Source organism: Shewanella sp. SM95 (assembly GCF_025653595.1).
GTDB lineage: Bacteria > Pseudomonadota > Gammaproteobacteria > Enterobacterales > Shewanellaceae > Shewanella > Shewanella oncorhynchi.
This window is the reverse complement of sequence record NZ_JAKKSE010000002.1, coordinates 1-16,771: the sequence shown is the minus strand read 5'-3', so window position 1 is coordinate 16,771 and position 16,771 is coordinate 1. Positions and strand designations below refer to the sequence as shown.

Annotated in this window: 13 protein-coding genes; 5 read left to right on the top strand and 8 right to left on the bottom strand. The window is 39.4% G+C overall.

Annotation, left to right across the window (positions count from 1 at the left end; translation table 11 throughout):
* Positions 1-12: 12 nt before the first annotated feature.
* The 3 genes from L5M29_RS02875 to L5M29_RS02865 all read right to left on the bottom strand — a co-directional run bounded on the left by L5M29_RS02875 (position 13) and on the right by L5M29_RS02865 (position 5,329).
* Positions 13-3,465, bottom strand: a complete 3,453-nt coding sequence (locus L5M29_RS02875; RefSeq protein WP_226058614.1) for a DEAD/DEAH box helicase family protein — start codon at positions 3,463-3,465, stop codon at positions 13-15.
* Positions 3,466-3,527: 62 nt separating this feature from the next.
* Positions 3,528-5,039 (bottom strand): sigma-54 dependent transcriptional regulator, encoded by a 1,512-nt coding sequence (locus L5M29_RS02870; protein WP_317633242.1) that lies wholly within the window; start codon positions 5,037-5,039, stop codon positions 3,528-3,530.
* 65 nt (positions 5,040-5,104) lie between these two features.
* Entirely contained in the window at positions 5,105-5,329 is a 225-nt protein-coding gene (locus tag L5M29_RS02865) for a helix-turn-helix domain-containing protein (protein ID WP_226058616.1), read from the bottom strand.
* Between the two features lie 120 nt (positions 5,330-5,449).
* Here L5M29_RS02865 and L5M29_RS02860 point away from each other — a divergent pair, with 120 nt between their 5' ends.
* Genes L5M29_RS02860 through L5M29_RS02850 form a run of 3 tightly spaced genes read left to right on the top strand, consistent with a single transcriptional unit; the run spans position 5,450 to position 7,752 of the window.
* Positions 5,450-5,686, top strand: coding sequence for a hypothetical protein (locus L5M29_RS02860; RefSeq protein ID WP_076501618.1), 237 nt, complete (start codon positions 5,450-5,452; stop codon positions 5,684-5,686).
* Positions 5,679-6,902 (top strand): site-specific integrase, encoded by a 1,224-nt coding sequence (locus L5M29_RS02855; RefSeq protein WP_259528189.1) that lies wholly within the window; start codon positions 5,679-5,681, stop codon positions 6,900-6,902. The genes L5M29_RS02860 and L5M29_RS02855 overlap by 8 nt, the downstream gene beginning before the upstream one ends.
* Positions 6,895-7,752, top strand: a complete 858-nt coding sequence (locus L5M29_RS02850; protein WP_263166120.1) for an HD domain-containing protein — start codon at positions 6,895-6,897, stop codon at positions 7,750-7,752. Before L5M29_RS02855 ends, L5M29_RS02850 begins: the two co-directional genes overlap by 8 nt.
* A 96-nt stretch (positions 7,753-7,848) precedes the next feature.
* Here L5M29_RS02850 and L5M29_RS02845 read toward each other — a convergent pair whose 3' ends face one another.
* The 3 genes from L5M29_RS02845 to L5M29_RS02835 are packed head-to-tail and all read right to left on the bottom strand — an operon-like array spanning position 7,849 to position 14,053.
* Entirely contained in the window at positions 7,849-10,968 is a 3,120-nt protein-coding gene (locus tag L5M29_RS02845; protein WP_263166119.1) for a tyrosine-type recombinase/integrase, read from the bottom strand.
* Entirely contained in the window at positions 10,938-13,475 is a 2,538-nt protein-coding gene (locus tag L5M29_RS02840; protein WP_263166117.1) for a hypothetical protein, read from the bottom strand. The genes L5M29_RS02845 and L5M29_RS02840 overlap by 31 nt, the downstream gene beginning before the upstream one ends.
* Positions 13,472-14,053, bottom strand: a complete 582-nt coding sequence (locus L5M29_RS02835; protein ID WP_131524764.1) for a hypothetical protein — start codon at positions 14,051-14,053, stop codon at positions 13,472-13,474. The genes L5M29_RS02840 and L5M29_RS02835 overlap by 4 nt, the downstream gene beginning before the upstream one ends.
* A 608-nt stretch (positions 14,054-14,661) precedes the next feature.
* Here L5M29_RS02835 and L5M29_RS02830 point away from each other — a divergent pair.
* Positions 14,662-14,964 carry an encapsulin-associated ferritin-like protein gene (locus tag L5M29_RS02830; RefSeq protein WP_219234161.1) on the top strand — a complete coding sequence of 101 codons (303 nt, stop codon included), beginning with the start codon at positions 14,662-14,664 and terminating at the stop codon, positions 14,962-14,964.
* 426 nt (positions 14,965-15,390) lie between these two features.
* Here L5M29_RS02830 and L5M29_RS02825 read toward each other — a convergent pair whose 3' ends face one another.
* Both L5M29_RS02825 and L5M29_RS02820 read right to left on the bottom strand, forming a co-directional pair.
* Complete coding sequence (locus tag L5M29_RS02825) at positions 15,391-15,543, bottom strand: DUF3309 family protein (protein ID WP_301553935.1); 153 nt, start codon at positions 15,541-15,543, stop codon at positions 15,391-15,393.
* Between the two features lie 142 nt (positions 15,544-15,685).
* Positions 15,686-15,871, bottom strand: coding sequence for a CsbD family protein (locus L5M29_RS02820; RefSeq protein WP_131524760.1), 186 nt, complete (start codon positions 15,869-15,871; stop codon positions 15,686-15,688).
* A 726-nt stretch (positions 15,872-16,597) separates the two neighbouring features.
* On the opposite strand from L5M29_RS02820, the gene L5M29_RS02815 reads away from it, so the two are divergent.
* Positions 16,598-16,771, top strand: a 174-nt coding sequence (locus L5M29_RS02815) for a transposase (RefSeq protein ID WP_263148818.1), incomplete at its 3' end; no start/stop codon positions are given.

Sequence of the window (16,771 nt, the reverse complement as noted above, 5' to 3'; positions counted from 1 at the left end):
AATGACTCCCTGTCATATCATTTGTTTAAATTCTTGATTTTTTTCAATTAAATAGATTTTATTGCCTAATTGAACATCAAATTGAGTAATGAAATCTTGAATAACATCTGCTTGCTGCTCGCTAAATACCCCATCTAATCCCATGTCATGGACTTGAGTAAATGGTGCATCATAAAGTTGGGATATTTGTATCGACCCATAACGAATTAAATGATTTTGCAACATGCTAATAAAACGCTGTTGTTTGGCATTCATGTGGGTATGGCTTTGTTGAACAAATTCAGTAAATTTTGTTTCAATATTGTCTTTATCCATTCCGACAATAGTGCGCAATATTTTGTCTAACGTGGCGGTTGATTCAGGGAAAAAATCTTTTAGGGTATTTAAATCAACGTTCGGATTTTGGGTATGCACAAGGGAGTTTAGTTTTGCTAAATCATCCTCTGTTACCGGATCGCCATTGCGAATTTTCTGCAGAACTAGGTCCGTTGCAAACAATGGCGAAAGTGTTTTTTCTACCTCTTGACGAAATATTTGATAGTCGATAGAGACAATTTTTGTTGGTCGTGTTGTTTCGCGTATTTCACTAACCTCTTCTTTTACGTCAATAACATAATCAACTGTTGGAACTTGAGCAGTTTTGTCGCGTAAATGAATGATACTGCGCAGTGCTAAACGACTTTGTTCTAATGCATCAAAGGTTAGCAAGTCCCAGTATGTACGGGTTTGAATGTTGGCAATATCTTTCGCTTTTGCACGCACTTCATTTAGGTGCATTTGTAATGACTCTACCTTGCCCATTAAACTTTGTTTAACAAGATCTATTTGATTGGGATCGGTAAACATTAGCATTTGAATGGTGGCAATTTCATTATCCAATTTATAGGCTTCAGATTGCCCCATTATGTTACGCCATTGCATTAGTGGTGCAATATACTCAAACAAATTGGCTTTTGTTTGTGGCGCAAATTGGTTAAGCGTTTTATCATCTTTACAGGATTCAACCACTTGCCAGTTATCGCGCACCGCGATAGTGTTCATATCAAGTGCTTTAATATCTTGATGGATAAGCTTTATCACGGCATCAAAGGTCGTTATGTCTGCCTTTTTAAGCGCGGTTTCAGCCAGTAACAGACGGCTTTCAAACAGTTTTTGCGTAAGAGATTTAGCCTGTTTTACATCTTCTTCGCTTGGGTCCATATCGAAGTAGTTGAAGTTTTCCCAGTGGTCAAAAATTAAGAAGTGGGTTTTATCTTTGCCTTTTCCGTAGAGATCTTTGCATAGGCGTGTGCCACGACCAATCATCTGCCAAAATTTGACTTTTGACTTAATGGGTTTGGCAAATACAAGATTTACGCATTCTGGAACGTCAATTCCGGTGTCGAGCATATCTACTGAGATAGCAATGCGAGCACTGTTTACTTCATTTGATTTAAAGTCATCAATTAACTCTTCTGCCCGTTCATATTTTGAATGGATAACGCGACAAAAGTTACTGCCTAATTGAGGATACATTTCGCCAAACAGCTGCGACAGGAGTTCAGCATGAGCAATGTTGCGGGCAAATACTATGGTTTTACCAGGTAGTTGACCGTCACTATCACGCAGGCCTTTTTCCATTAAATTACGTAAAATAACGCGATTGGTGTCTTTATTTTTTACCGCTTCATCGACTTGTTTAGCGTCAAAGTTTAACTCGTTAGGGTCAAAGCCTTGATCTTCTAATTGTGCGATTTGTTCATCTGTGAGGTTATCTTTTTTGATACCTTCGCGTAAAAATTTAGTGGTTAAACTAACAATTTTATAAGGTACTAAGTTACCTTCTTCAATCGCCTTTTCTAATGGGTAATTAGCCGTAGGCAATTTGAAATCACAACCAAATAACTGGCACGTTGAGCGCGATACCATTTCAACAGGTGTGGCGGTTAAGCCGACCTCTAGTGCATCAAAATATTTAAAAATATCACCATAAATATTATAGATAGAACGGTGTGATTCATCAGCGACAATTAAATCAAAATAACCAACATCATATTTTTGATAAATACTCATCATGCCAGGGTAAGTAGCAATGAATACCCTTGAATTTGTAGCTAACTCTTTTTTGGTTTTACCTACGATGTATAGTGGCTCATTGGTAAACTCATTAAAGGCATTGCCCGCCTGTTTACGTAGCTCTTTACGGTCACATAAAAACAGTACGCGTTTGGCCCAGCCTGCATCGAGTAGCCGTTTAGCCAGCGCAATAGATACACGCGTTTTTCCTGTGCCGGTTGCTTGTACGATAAGAGATTTGCGATGTTTATCGGCGAAACGTTCACATACACGAGTGATTGTTTCCATTTGATACAAACGGCCTGCGACATTGGTATCGATTGGTGTTTGATTTAAATCTTTTTTAAGGCCTCTCTGTTTAATTAGATATTGCAGCGAGTCTTTAGAGTAATAGCCGTAAAGTTTACGACTGTTATAGCCTTGGACATCGTCTAATATACGGATGTCGTAACCGTTAGAGTAAAATATAACCGGTCGTTGATTGTACTGTTTGTGGAGTGCATCGGCATAAAGCTTAGCTTGTTGCCTGCCTTTTTCGACAGATTCACGAGTCCGCTTCGCTTCTATTACTGCGAGTGGTTTTCCGTCATCGTCCCAAAGCACATAATCTACATAACCTATGCCTGTACTGGTAGGCTGATCAGTTACCTGTACTTCTTTACCTACTTCATCTGTGCTCGTTTCATCAAGAGACACCTGCCAACCAGCAGCCCGTAGATCCATGTCAATGATCCGCGCACGAGTTTCTGCTTCGCTAAAGTTAAAACTTGCAGTGATAAGTTTGTTAAGCGCCTTAATTTCACCGACTTTTGCTTCATTTATCGTTTGCTTGAGTCTTTCGGCTTCTTGTTGGGCTTGTTTTTGTGCTTGTTGAGACGCCTCTAATTCTTCTAACGCTTTTTTGAGCCGAGCTTCATTTTGGCTCAGCTGTAGTGCTAGTTGTTTATTTTTTTTAGTAAATTCAGCATCACCTTGATTTAAGGGCTGCTTTTGTTCTGGCGCAGTAAATTCTGGGCAATCAGCTTGTTTCCCATTTCCGTAAGCCATAAATAGATAACAGGCAACATAATAGCTTTCTTTTAAAATCCAAATAGCTTGTTGTTGATCGACTCGACCTTCGTGTGCCGCTTGATTACCGCTTTTGCGTATTGCGTGAAGTTTATCGGTAATTAAATTGGGGACTACGCTAGTGAAATCATCCGATGTGAGCTTGTCATAGATATTTGAATTGGGAAAAGCAGGTAATTGAAGTTCTTTATAAAAATAGCCGACAACCTGTTCAGCAAAACAGCGAAGTTTAACCAATGCACTTTGTGGATCTGATATCGCATACTCTTCAGCAAATGCTGCTAATTGATGGAGCTGTGGCCATTTTGTTTGAATATGCTCAAAATTCATTGATTGCTTCATTCCGTGTTGCTTCCTTATGTCCCTACTGCATTCGCAATAACAATGCCAATCTGCCGCGATGGTTATTTTTCTATGTCAATCTGCAAACGCTTCATCCAATTGGTTAGCGTTTGATGATCTTTTAAGCCCAACATTTGCGTGGCTTGCTTTTTTACATTGCCACTGGCCTTTAACGCGGCTTTGACATAGTTTTTTTGAATATCATCAGTGAGTTGAACTATATCAACTTTATCGTGAAGAGACATAGATATATCAGTGGCTTGTTGTGGTTTATGTGATGCAAGCAAGGCATCTGCAAGATCGTTAGCTGTGATAATGCTTGAGTCGGACCATAAGCAGGCCCGATTTAATGTGCTCCATAACTCACGAATATTACCTGGCCAAGCTTGATTGGAAATAAACTCTATTGCTTTTTCGCAAATATTCTTACTTTGATACTGAGGATGTTTGGACCCAACGTGATTAATTTGGCTAATGAGCTGATTGACTAATTTTGGGATATCTTGCTTTCTCTCTCTTAGTGCTGGCATTTTGATAATGCCGACCGCGAGTCGATAAAACAGATCTTCTCTAAACTGGCCAGCGGCGATCTGTTGTTGTAGATCTTGATGTGTGGCCGCAATGATTCTCACATCCAAATAAATGGGTTTATTGTCTCCAAGGCGATTAATCTCACCTTGCTGTAAGGCTCGTAGCAATTTAACTTGAATATCAAGAGGCAGCTCCCCTACTTCATCGAGAAAAAGCGTGCCGCCATCGGCTTGCTCAAATAGACCAGCATAGTCTTTGTCCGCCCCCGTAAAGGCCCCTTTTTTATGGCCAAATAATGTAGAATCTGCCAAGTTTTGCGCAAAAGCGCCACAATTGACGATTCTGATGGGTTTATTGGCCCTTAAACTTCCTTTATGGATGGCATGAGCCATTAATTCTTTTCCGGTACCCGTTTCACCTAAAATCAATGCAGGGACTTCAGCGGCGGCAATTTTTTGAGCTTTAACAATAAGGGCTTTCATGGCGGGTGATTGGGCAGTTAAAGCTGTAAACGCTGTGCTGTGCATGGATAAAGCACTTGCACTCGAGGCAATGTTCTTAGCGGCAGATTTGACATAGGTATGAATAAAATCGAGGGGGATATCCACCTCAATTAATTGATTATCTGGGGTGGTTTGTAAAAAGTGGGTATTGGGCTTTCCTTTACCTATAAGCACTGACAAAGTGGTCATGGTTGGCGTGCCGGATGTGAGGTTTATTGAAAGCGTTTGCGCTTCATCACTCAGTTTTGCTATCCAATGTTCGCTAGTTTTTGCAATTGACTGATAATCAATCGGGCTATTTATATGGGCTTTAAAGACTTGAATATCGTGAAAAGGACGCTGATTAATGGCCAGTTGTTTTTTTAAATAGCGTTCAAATTGTGGCCACAGCTGTTCATCTTTATTGGATAAAATAACTATTTTATCGAAGGGAATTTTGGATTTTATTGCCAAGGTTACAATTGCGGCGCCCTTGTCAGACTGCATGTTTTCAAGGTCTTTATTACCAAGCCAGGTAAGTAGTATGTTCAATGTGGTCACTCATCCATTAGTTTGTAAATAATATTACATCAAATAATTTTATTTACTACTAAGAAACGCAGCTATTAATCTTCTACGTACTCAATCACATCCTCTACTTTGCAACAAAAATAGTGACACAAAGAGTCGATGGCTTTGGTCGTCGTCGAGTATTCGTAGCTTGGGTTCATCATCTTAGATAAGGCCGTTCGATTAACACAAGCTGAATCTGCGACTTCCTGAAGTGTGATTTTTCTTCGCTCTCTGAATTCTTTTTCAGCAATTAACTCTTTGATTTTAAATCTAATCACTCAATTCCATCCTTAAAATACGTAAAAACATTTAAATGTTCCTTGTAAGAACATCGCCGCCATGCTTAAATGTTCCTATCAAGAACATTTGATCAACCCAAAGAACATTTCGAGGTATTTATGCCACAAACATTACTCAATGCAAAAGAACTTTCTCAAAGAATAAAGTTTAGCGCGCCTTATATCAACCATACATTGAAAGATAATGTTTTCATCGAAGGGGTTCATTACATAAAGCCATTCGGTGGTCGAAAAATTTTCTACATCTGGGAAGTAATTGAAAAGGAATTATTTAAACCAAGCTCCCCTGCTAAATTCATCATTCCAATGGCTAGAGGAGGTGTATGTCATGGCTAATATTCGTGCACGAAATGGTAAATTGTTATTTGATTTTACCTATCAGGGCGTTAGGTGTCGCGAACAGACCACATTGCTCGATAACCGGCTGAACCGTTCTCGTCTAATGGGAATGCTTAACACAATGGAAGCCGAGATAAGATTAAATAGATTTGTATTTAGGAATTATTTTCCATCAAGTCCACGATGCTCACATTTTGTCGATTCTGATGTGCTTATCGAGAACAATCTAGTCGAAGTACAAAAATACAGTGGATCAACATTACTCAGCAATATCCCCACATTCAGTTTATTTACCGCTGAATGGCTGGCTGAGAACCGGATACAGTGGAAAATTAGTCACTACAAGAATGTCGCTATGATATTTGAGCGTTACTTGATGCCTGAATTCGGGCATTTTCGTTTAGACGAAATCACCCGGCCACAGTTGATTAAATATCGGGCTAGTATCAGTGAACCGAAACGGAAAGGAAGGCAAGGTAAACTCAGTAATGACTGGATTAATCATGTTATGACTCCGTTGCGAGGGATCTTAAACGAAGCGGCTCTTCGTTTTGAGTTCCCAACGCCATTTACCAATATTAAGCCGTTAAAAATTGATAAAACGCCTATAGAGCCTTTCTCATTGGCAGAGGTACAGCTGTTTTTATCTAATGTTAGAGAAGATTTTCGTGACTACTATACGGTGCGTTTTTTTACCGCGATGAGAACTGCTGAGATCGATGGTCTTAAATGGCAATACGTCAATTTAGAGCGTGGTGAGATATTAGTTCAAGAGACTCTGGTTGATGGCAATGTCGAAACACCCAAGACATCGGCATCTTATCGCAGTATTCAATTGTCTCAACCTGTAACTGAGGCGCTTAAGCGTCAATTCAGCCTAACAGGGAGATTGACGTACGTTTTTTGTAACTCTAAAGGTAAGCCACTCGATCATCGAAATGTCACCAAGCGGATCTGGTATCCGGCGTTAACCGCTTTGAACCTCAAACGTCGTCGCCCTTATCAGACGAGACATACCTGCGCAACCTTATGGTTAGCCGCTGGCGAGAGCCCAGAATGGATTGCCAAACAAATGGGGCATAGCACGACCAAAATGTTGTTCGAGGTGTATAGCCGTTATGTACCCAATATCACAAGACAGGACGGCAGTGCTTTCGACCGCTTAGTAAAACAAATTCAGCTAGCTACATCAGGAGATCCCCATTATGAATAACGTTATATTTGCATGGGTTAAAGACATTAAAATCAGTGGTCATCTACCTACTGCTAACTGTGAATTTATTTCAAACCAAAAGACAATACATGCCATCACATCTGCAGATATTGCCAGGACATGTCAATTCAACTATGGGCTAGCTCAAATGAACATTACTCATGATAGCCGAGGTAATGTCGTTATCTGTGCGATGAAACCCATACTCACTCGTTACAGTGAAAATGAATATATTCAGTTAACTCAGCTACTGGGTTCGACAAAAGAGAAGTTGCTGGGTCGTTTTTTGAAGTTATTAAGCCTAGTGACTTGTCCTGAACTACAGCCCTTCGTCAATTTTATCTTTGAGAGAACAGACATTCTTAAGATATTTATCAAGGCCCAAGCCAGTTATCAGCATCACCATTCCTATGCCAATGGACTATTTGAACATAGCATAGAGGTCGCTGAGATGACCTATCACAATGCCAAACATCTACAGCATTCAGAAATCGAGTGTCAGACAGGACTGGTAGCGGGGTTATTTCATGATATTGGTAAAATTTATGCCATGTTAAACCAGCACATTGAACATTATGTGCCTGGCCCACATGAGAGCTACAACTTCGCGATTCTAGCTAAGCCTCTGGGTGAACTGGGCACCATCAACAGTAAGGTATTTGCTCTACTGAGCGACTTACTTGCTGCAAAACCCTATGGCCATAAAGTCCGCTATGCAATGGAATACGTACTTCAGCAAGCAGACCGCAGCTCTGCACAATCGGGGTATGTACGTGATCAGTTTAAGTCATTACCCGCCCACTATGATTTTAGAAAAGTCGGTGATTCTGTCATCCGAAGATTAAATTAAGTTGAGCAATCTTAATGATAAATGACGATAAAAAATGCTAATGTGACAACTGTTCCATCAGAGTTTCGTTGGCATAAACCTCAAAAAAGATCTACATCAATAGCTCAAAATAAGCAGCAAATGTAAAAAACTGAATATGCTTTGATGTCTTTGTATTCGCTTATATGAATTGTTAACTACGGCTATCTCTAGAAACCCATTACCATCATGCTTGCCTAAATAAAGCCCTTCAGTCTCACTAGCAACGACAAATTTAGTGTCACTGAAACCATGTTCGATAAGCGTCTTCTTCCATCTAGCCTGGATAATATTAGACTTTTCAGGGGTTAGGTTTGCATTATGATAGCGAAAATTTAAATGCCTGGCTTTTAAATCCAACAATTGACATAGGCGTATAAACATTCTTGAAATATTTGCGTCTGGACAGCGTAAGGCGTAATTTTTACCGGGAACCGCATACCGCAAAATTTCTATCCCTAGGCGAATATTTTCTAAGGTCAATGAACCTTCACTAATGTTGTTATCCAATTTATTACATAAAAAGATAAACACACGTGTTGAATTAGCTAAATGTTTATTTTGTTGGATGTTAACAACTGAAACGTCTATACGCGGAAACTTAGGGATTAAGGGGAAGTGCCTACCTCTGCGAGGATAATTCTTATGAATAGTCTCGGCATTACTGAGTAACTTTTGTAATTGCTCTAATGGAACCACATAGTGCGCGGCAACTTCGATGGTGGATGATGTATGTAACGCATTTAATGCTTTGGCCCAAGTTAAACTACTGATAGTTAAGTCTGTTTTTATATTGACAGAGAAGTTCGCTAAACTTGGCATCACTAGGCTGACTGTTTGTTGAGCTGGTTTAATGGCAAGTTTGTGCATTACGTCCTGAGTGTAGTACGTTATGCGTTCAGCTAGACTCAATCCTGGTTCAAGGGGTTGCAGTGTCACACGACCCACGCACTCTGATGTAAAGTATTTTGTCAGTTCAAAGCGCGAATTGTGCTGCAGGTAATACAGTAGGTCTTTTAAATGAAGATAACTATTTAGCGTCGATTGCACGTCTTTATGGCCCATCATATGAGACAGGATAAACATTTTCTTGCGGGTGTTATCACTATAGCAAAGACGAGTTTGCAACCTTTTTAGATACTTTTCATCAAAAAACTCATCATTGAACAAGGTCAAATGTCGCCTGCCCGTCTCTATGATGCTGGCATTCAAACGACACCAGGTCCAATTAGCAAAACTGTGTCGTAAATGATGTACACGTAAACTTTGATCTTGGGTGTAATGACGCATTAAGTCTGTTATTAAGTCATAAGCCTGATTCACTCTTCTCTGATTATCAAATAGTAAAGTGCTATTCTTAGCCCCTGCTCCATTGACGATTCGATAAGTGTATCGCAACTTACTCAATGCCGTTTTCGGCCACAAAGCGTCTAAAGGTAACTCTCTTCTGGCGGAGGTCGTTTTTAATGTCCTATGTTTATTAGGTCTCACTGAAAGCTGAACATAATCAAAGTTGTTATGGGTTGGTTCAGTCAGAGAGAATGTAAAATCCCCCCAGGTTAACTTGGCGGCTTCATTTCGACGTAATCCACTGTAAAAACAGAAACACAAAAGAAAATAGGCATCGTGGTGCGCCGGACAATGTGCCGATTGATGATCTAAATAGGACAACATGACTTGCACATGCTCATGGGAAATCAGGTTGCTATCTACCTCACTGGAGCTCCCAAACACCTCAATATCAGATAAACATAAATCTCGAACAAAGCCTGAATCACTCAGAAACTGCGCAAAATAGTAGATATATTTTTTTCGCTGTGCCGAAGAAAAATGGTCAGCAGCATCATTTAATTTCTCAGCCCAATCCTCACCAGACAATAAGTAAATATCGCTTGTGCAAAAAATGATTAGAAATGGCCGGCTTAAACTTTTGACATAATCAATAGTTGTCGAGACTTTTAGCCGCCGCTTGTGCGTACCACCTGTCTTTAGTAACGAATACAGCCATGCACATAAAATCCAAAAGTATGGATTACTCTTAGATGATTGTTGATCCAGAATGATTGCTATAGCCCCAAGACAATCGGCTCGAGGTTTGTTGCTATCTACAAGTTTACAGAGCTCGGTATATACCTTATCTAATTGTTCGAGGGTCTTTTCCATCGACACAAAAGAAGTTTTCTCGTTCGTGACAACGGACCAATCACGAAAAGCCTTGGTTTTATCAGAAATGGCTTCTGAAAGGTACGGTTCGGCGTTTGCATAAACTTTTCCTGTCAGGATACGTACAAACGCATGTGTGGGCAATGGCTGGCAAACGCCAGGTAACATGTACATACGATATTGAACCGGGCCATAACGGAGGACGTTATCAATTCGTCGCAGCACCCTTAGCTTCAATAGTGATATATCTGACCAATCGAAATACGATCCGTAATTAAGATAATGCACTAAAGCAGCTTTGAACTGACTGGGCTTTATTGCGAAAGACGCGCTATGGTGCACATTATGCCATTGCTGTAAAGCCATGACAGCCATATCACTTAGCACATACCGTGGCGAATTTATTTTGATATTTTGGCATTGCCAATAACAAATTCCTCCCACGTAGAATATGTCCTGTGGGTATTCAACCATAAGCTGTAAATGTTCAGTTTTCTCTATGTTCACTGTGTAATATAAGACGAGTAATAGTCTCCCCAACTTAGCCTTGTCATCTAAATCTCTATGAGGCGCTATCAACTCCCTGCTTAATTGAGTGTTAATGAGCTCGACTATGGGTAATTTTGTCAAATCTACCGGGGTCAACATCGGTTTATCACGTTTTAACGTGATGATTGACGGAATGTTTGGCGAGTCTATGTCTAAGAACTTTTTGGCATAGTTGAGTATAGATTGCAGTATGAGAAGTTGTGCTTGTTTGCTTAGCACTTCAGGCTTCAATGCGGCAAGCACGTTTTCTAACTCTTCTGGTAAAAAAGCGTTATCAGAAAGTTTAATCTCCTTTTTTAGATGCCCGAGCAGATTGTGATAGGATGCAAAAAATTCGTTTTCAATTTTTTCTGACTTTTTATTTTTTACAGCAATAGATGGCGATATGCTGTTTAAAAATGCGGTGCGGCATTCTATGTATAATGGATGTAGCTTCCCCTCTTTTGATAGCTGGATTATGAAAGCACTGACTTTAGTGGTTTCCATCCTACCTCCCTGAATAACTTATCTAAGATAGGCACTAATTCATTAATGGCTTCGATATGGCTTAACGCTGAGTAATTTCCTATTGGTACTTCACCAGCTTGCCAATGACCCATTTGAAAGTTGATTAACTCAGGATCGACTCCTTGATCTAATAAACTACTTTTTAACCAGTGACGACCTGCATTGGCTGGTATAGAGTTTTTTTCCTTTAGTACGCTAATTAATTGTGAAGGAGACAAGCTGCGGGTAACAATTCCTGACTTTTGCTTTTGAAAGAAAAAAAATGGACCATGTTGACTTCGGGAGTTTCTTATCTTTGTATACCAAGCTGAGGCTTGTAAATTGTCATAGCTTAATACTTGCCGATCAACATCGATTATATTGTCTAGTTCGCTGCATAATTGTGGCATTAATAGCCGCAACAATCCGCGCAAACAGCCAAGGTGCCTTCGATATTCGACTAATTGAGCCGTTAACACTGATGGGATTGCGACAATACGTGAATGAGTAAAGTCGCTATCGTCTTTGTCGCTTATTCCCATCAAATTAAAAGAAGGTAGAAACAAAGCCAAGGTAGGTAATGGATTCCAAGCCGCACGATAGCCGGTACCAAACAGCAACATCCATGCAGTGTAAGCTACAAATGCATTATGATAGGCTAAAATATCCTCTAACCTGTGTTGAGGTGTTGGGAATAACGCCTTTGTTTGCAAAGACAAATGGATTATCAATTGCTGAATAGTGGCTTGTGTAGGAGTAAATGTCGAGCCCAAATATTGCTCGTCTTGCTGCCAGTATCTCAACTCAAATAAGCTGACTGTAAGTGGGTTACCACTGTAAACGGAGATCCCCTTTTCAACATCGTTCCAAAAATGCAATAACTGCTCACAGCGTTTTTGATCTCGAACACTTGAATAACTGCGGGCGACTCGAGTTGTATACATATTAACTGCATAACTAAAATCGATATAAATGGGATCTATCACATTTGTAGAGTTGATGTAATTGCATACAAAGTTGGTTAATCTTTTAAGACTTAAACGCCCACCACCGGAGTTGTCAGAAATTTTCGCCAGCTTTTGGGCCAATTTAGACTCAATTTTTTCAACGTCAACGTCCTCAATAAGATTGCCGACTAAACGTGCTCCCATGTGAATGGTGATTAATTTAACCAAAAAGTTTGGACACGCAGTAAAGACATCTTCAACCGTTTTTCTTAGCCCTATTTGGTTCAGACGAGGTCCTGTTGAGTGCGATAGAGGAAAACACCACCATCCATTTCCGCTAGGATCGATATAAAGACCTTGTTTTTTAGATGACAAATCACGAAACACACACAGATTTTTGACCTCTGAAACCGATTTACTGAGAATCAGCATAGTCCATAGAATTATTGCGGTTTCTCGAGTTGATCCGCGACGGCCATAAACCAATAATTTTTTAGCGAGCAGGTAGAGTTCGGCAGGCATCAATAACTGAGTATTTTGCATGCCGATGTTATGAGATCGTCTTACTCGGCTAGTAACATCAATTTCAGTCCGGTGCTTAACCATTGGATTAAAATTAATTGCAACGTCAAGCAACGCCGTTCTGTCTCGCTTTTCCGACATATCAGCATTAGCCATCACAAATGATTGCGACGGGTAGAAATCATCTTCGTCCAGACCTTCGCTATCTGGAATCATATTATCTTGTGGCAATATCGCAGATAAACCATCATCAGTCCCCACTATGGGGTCGGTAACCGGATCTCCATATCTCTTGGGTCCTCTATCTTTATCGCCATGTCCACGAGTACGGCTAATGGCGGGACACCAACTATTGCGAAAAAAATGGCGCAGAACTCTAACATGGGACGTCGGATAAATATTAAGTTTGCTATATTTTCCAGCAAAAATGCTATCGAGATTAGCTGCTATTGATTCTGGGCTATCAAGATGAGAATTCAAAATGTGTACTCGACTAGCGTCGAACGTCTTATCTCCTAATTCCATCATTAATCGAAAATTACTGCATGCTTCCTCTTCTCTTGATGTCGTTTTAGTGGCAAATTCAGGATCCGTCAGCGAGTCAAGGGTATCAAAATACTGCTTGATGAATGCGGCAAGTAACGCACAGGAATGGTAATCAACCTTATATTTCCAAGAACAGATCAAAAGCACATAAAATGGGCGTTCATGACACCATCCCTTACGATACGTGTTTCGATAAAACTCTTTGTTTATTGATAAATCGTTCACTACCATTTGGTGTGCATGGAAGGCATTATAAATGTAAGGCGCAAGACACAGCATTTTTTGAATAAAATTCGCTACTTCAGTAGAAACATTATTCACACGAGTAATTAACACAATTAATTGGAAAAAAGCGCTCAGATCATCAGGCGCATTGACCCGTTCTAAAAACTCATGGAGATCAGCTAAAATGGTCTCGGCATCGATCTCTATAGCGTTTATCTTACAATAGCCTTCTATGTGTTTTAGGACTTTTTGTTCAAGTATTGTCATTTTAACTTCACCGATTTAGTACTGATATGTAGCCATCGACATAGTTCAGTCTTTGTTTTAATCGACGGGAATAACGACTGCCATTCGGGGGAGTGAAATACTGATGGCTGATCTACACTAGTAAACAAATGGGACAATGTATGGTTAATGGTATCGGCGCTAATATCCACAAATTCTTTTAACAGCGGCCTCACTACATCGTTCATTAAAATTAATCGTCTCAGTTGCGCCTTGGGTCTTCGAGACAGGACTAAACAAGGGACAGTTGAATCCCCATTTTTGGCATATTTGGCCTTGCATAACTTCTGAAAAGTTAATAAACCTGATAACACCCGATAATGTCCTGCTTCGGTTTTACAAACCAAAAATGGGGACTGATAGGCATCGAGTAAAATGGTAACTGGTGATTCGAATGAATCATCTGAACTTGGCTTCAATGCGCTGATTAAATTAAAGCTCTTAGCAAATTCCTCCACATCTTTATCAAGACTGATGAACTTCAAATCGACCCTCTCTAGTTGAACACCTTCAAGAAGCTTTTCCAATTCACGTCGTATGATTTCAACTTGATGATTCATCTGCAAACCTACCCTGCGATGGAATAGTGGTCAAAAATGACATTTACAGGTTGTGCCTAAAGTGTGCCAAAATCAAGTAAATAAATGCTTGAAAATACGCCAAAACACCTAGCGAAGTGAGTTTGAATTTATATTGATCTTTATAAAACATATAGTTATGTTAATAATGCTAAATTGGCTTTTATCTAATTAATGAATACTAACGTCTTGACATGGTAGGGGTCGGTGGTTCGAGTCCACTCGGGTGTACCATTTCTTATTATGTATTTCATTAATCCCCCTCTGCTTATCAAGCTAAATACAATTAATCTACCTTTGTTTTTTATTTAAAATTCATTCCCAAATATCTCAAAGTTCAAGATCCAAAGTAATATCTTGTGCTAAATCAAATATTCGCAGTGGTATTTCTACGCCCTCTCCAATCCTTTTAAACGAGCTGCCTAAAAATTTCTGACTAAGTACGGCATCGAACAGACACTCGAAGGTTAAGGTCGCAGAATAATGCATTCAAAGTCTGTTCGTTGAAAATAGCGTTAAGACAATCATCTGCAATTATCATCACCGCTCAATAGTGAGCGATCCTATCTGCATTTAGCGAGGAAATCCCAATGTCGAATGAAGGTTATCATGAACCCATTACTGAACTCACAGATAAAACCAAGGACATGCACCGTGCACTTACATCACTGATGGAAGAGCTTGAAGCAATAGACTGGTATAACCAAAGAGTTGATGCGTGCAAAAATAATGAGTTGAGAGAGATACTCATACATAATCGAGATGAAGAAAAAGAACATGCTGCAATGCTACAAGAATGGATAAGGAGACAAGATCCGAGCTTTGATAAACAGCTAAAACATTACCTTTTTACAGATACGCCTGTTGCTCACACAGCTATTGTTCACAAATAAGTATTCAATCTGGCTGTTTGAGTAAGCCATTTTCGTGAGCAAACGCCTTTAGTCACTAAGCTGCCGTTCTTATAATACAAACCTCTGTATGTGTTATTGCACCATTTAGCTCATCTCATACAACCTTGCTGAATACTAGCGTGCAAACTGTAATGCTTCGGACTTAGTGACTTTCATTTTTAGCGTGAAGGACTTCACCTAATGCTACCTTAACGAAATATCTTGCGTGTAAACCATATCTCGCGTGTAAATCTTAGGCGTACAGGACCTTTCAATCTCAGTATGGCGAGCACTGCCGTGCAAGAAAAACGAGCGATGTCAGCCATTTTTGAACGACTAAAAACATCACTCACTATTTTTAGCTACCTACGGCAATTAGAAATGACGACTCAATATTGAGGTCATACATGACTTAGGCTTTATCACTCAAATTTTACCGAGTAGAAGGAGTATAACGAGGATCAATACTACCAAACCTAATCCACCGCTCGGGCCGTACCCCCAGCTCTTACTGTGTGGCCAAGTCGGAGCCACACCGATCAGCATCAGAATCAAAACCACTAATAATATTGTTCCTATACTCATGAGAGTCTCCTAGACATTATGGATATAACTCGAACTAGAAATCTTAATCAATATGACTAAGATCCTTTTAAATACCCACATTAAGCTGCCAAACTTTATGCTTAAGGTGCTTACTTAATTGTAAAAGCCGCTGACATCAACTGTGTTTGTCGGCATCCTTAGCAGCTTCTTTTACATTACCAATTGCTTTTTGAGTTTTACCTTTTATCTGTTTCTGAACCCCTTTCATCTGCTGTTTCGGGTTGCCAACGATCTCACCAATTTTTTGCTGCACTTTGCCTGCTGCGTCTTTTATTGAACCTTCTATCTGGTCTTTGTTCATGGTCAATTTCCTTTTGTTGTTGATATAAAATCTAAATAATAATGAGCGCTAACAATCAGCTATGAGCTATTGTTCATTTTTAGTAAATAGCGTTTAGTAAACATCTAAATATTTTTAGTAAAAATCTTAGTTGGTAAAATATCAGTAAAGCGACATAGAAATTAGGCTAAAATTAATTCCGCGGTGTTTTCATAAAATTGTGTGACTGGCTCCACATCAATCATACCGTGTCAACTTAGGTATTAATGCTACAATATGACATTGGTTTAAATAGGGAAATATTTTGTAGCAATCTTGAATTTTATCTTAAGTATAAATTGTGGCGATCATTTTATTTACTGAAATCTAGTATTAACCATGACTGAATTCCATTATTTAATTACCTAGTGATTTTCCAACTAAACGACATCATAATGATGAGCCAAAACATCAAGCTAAACAACATAAACCATCTTATTAAGATAAAGCTTACCCATTAAAGGCATATCAATCTAAACTCTGTATCCAATTTATAATTTATCTAAAAGTGTGTCTGTGCGATAGCGTACACATTATAAATATTTTAATCCGCAATTTAACTTAAAACACAATGAAACATCAGCTGATACCTAATGTAGCTACATTTTGGTATGTCATCGATGCCATTAAAAATTGTAGTGGCACACTAATTTTGGCCACCTAAATAGAGGTGATATTATTACCTCGTAGATGACTTTAGGTGAACACATGAGATCGACAACCAGAAAAACATTTAGTGCTGAATTCAAACTTGAAGCAGCCCAATTAGTCCTCGATAAAAACCATAGCATCATCGAAGCTGCAAAGGCGATGAACGTAGGTAAGTCCACTATGGATAAATGGGTGAGACAGTTAAAACTAGAACGCCAGGGTGGCACACCA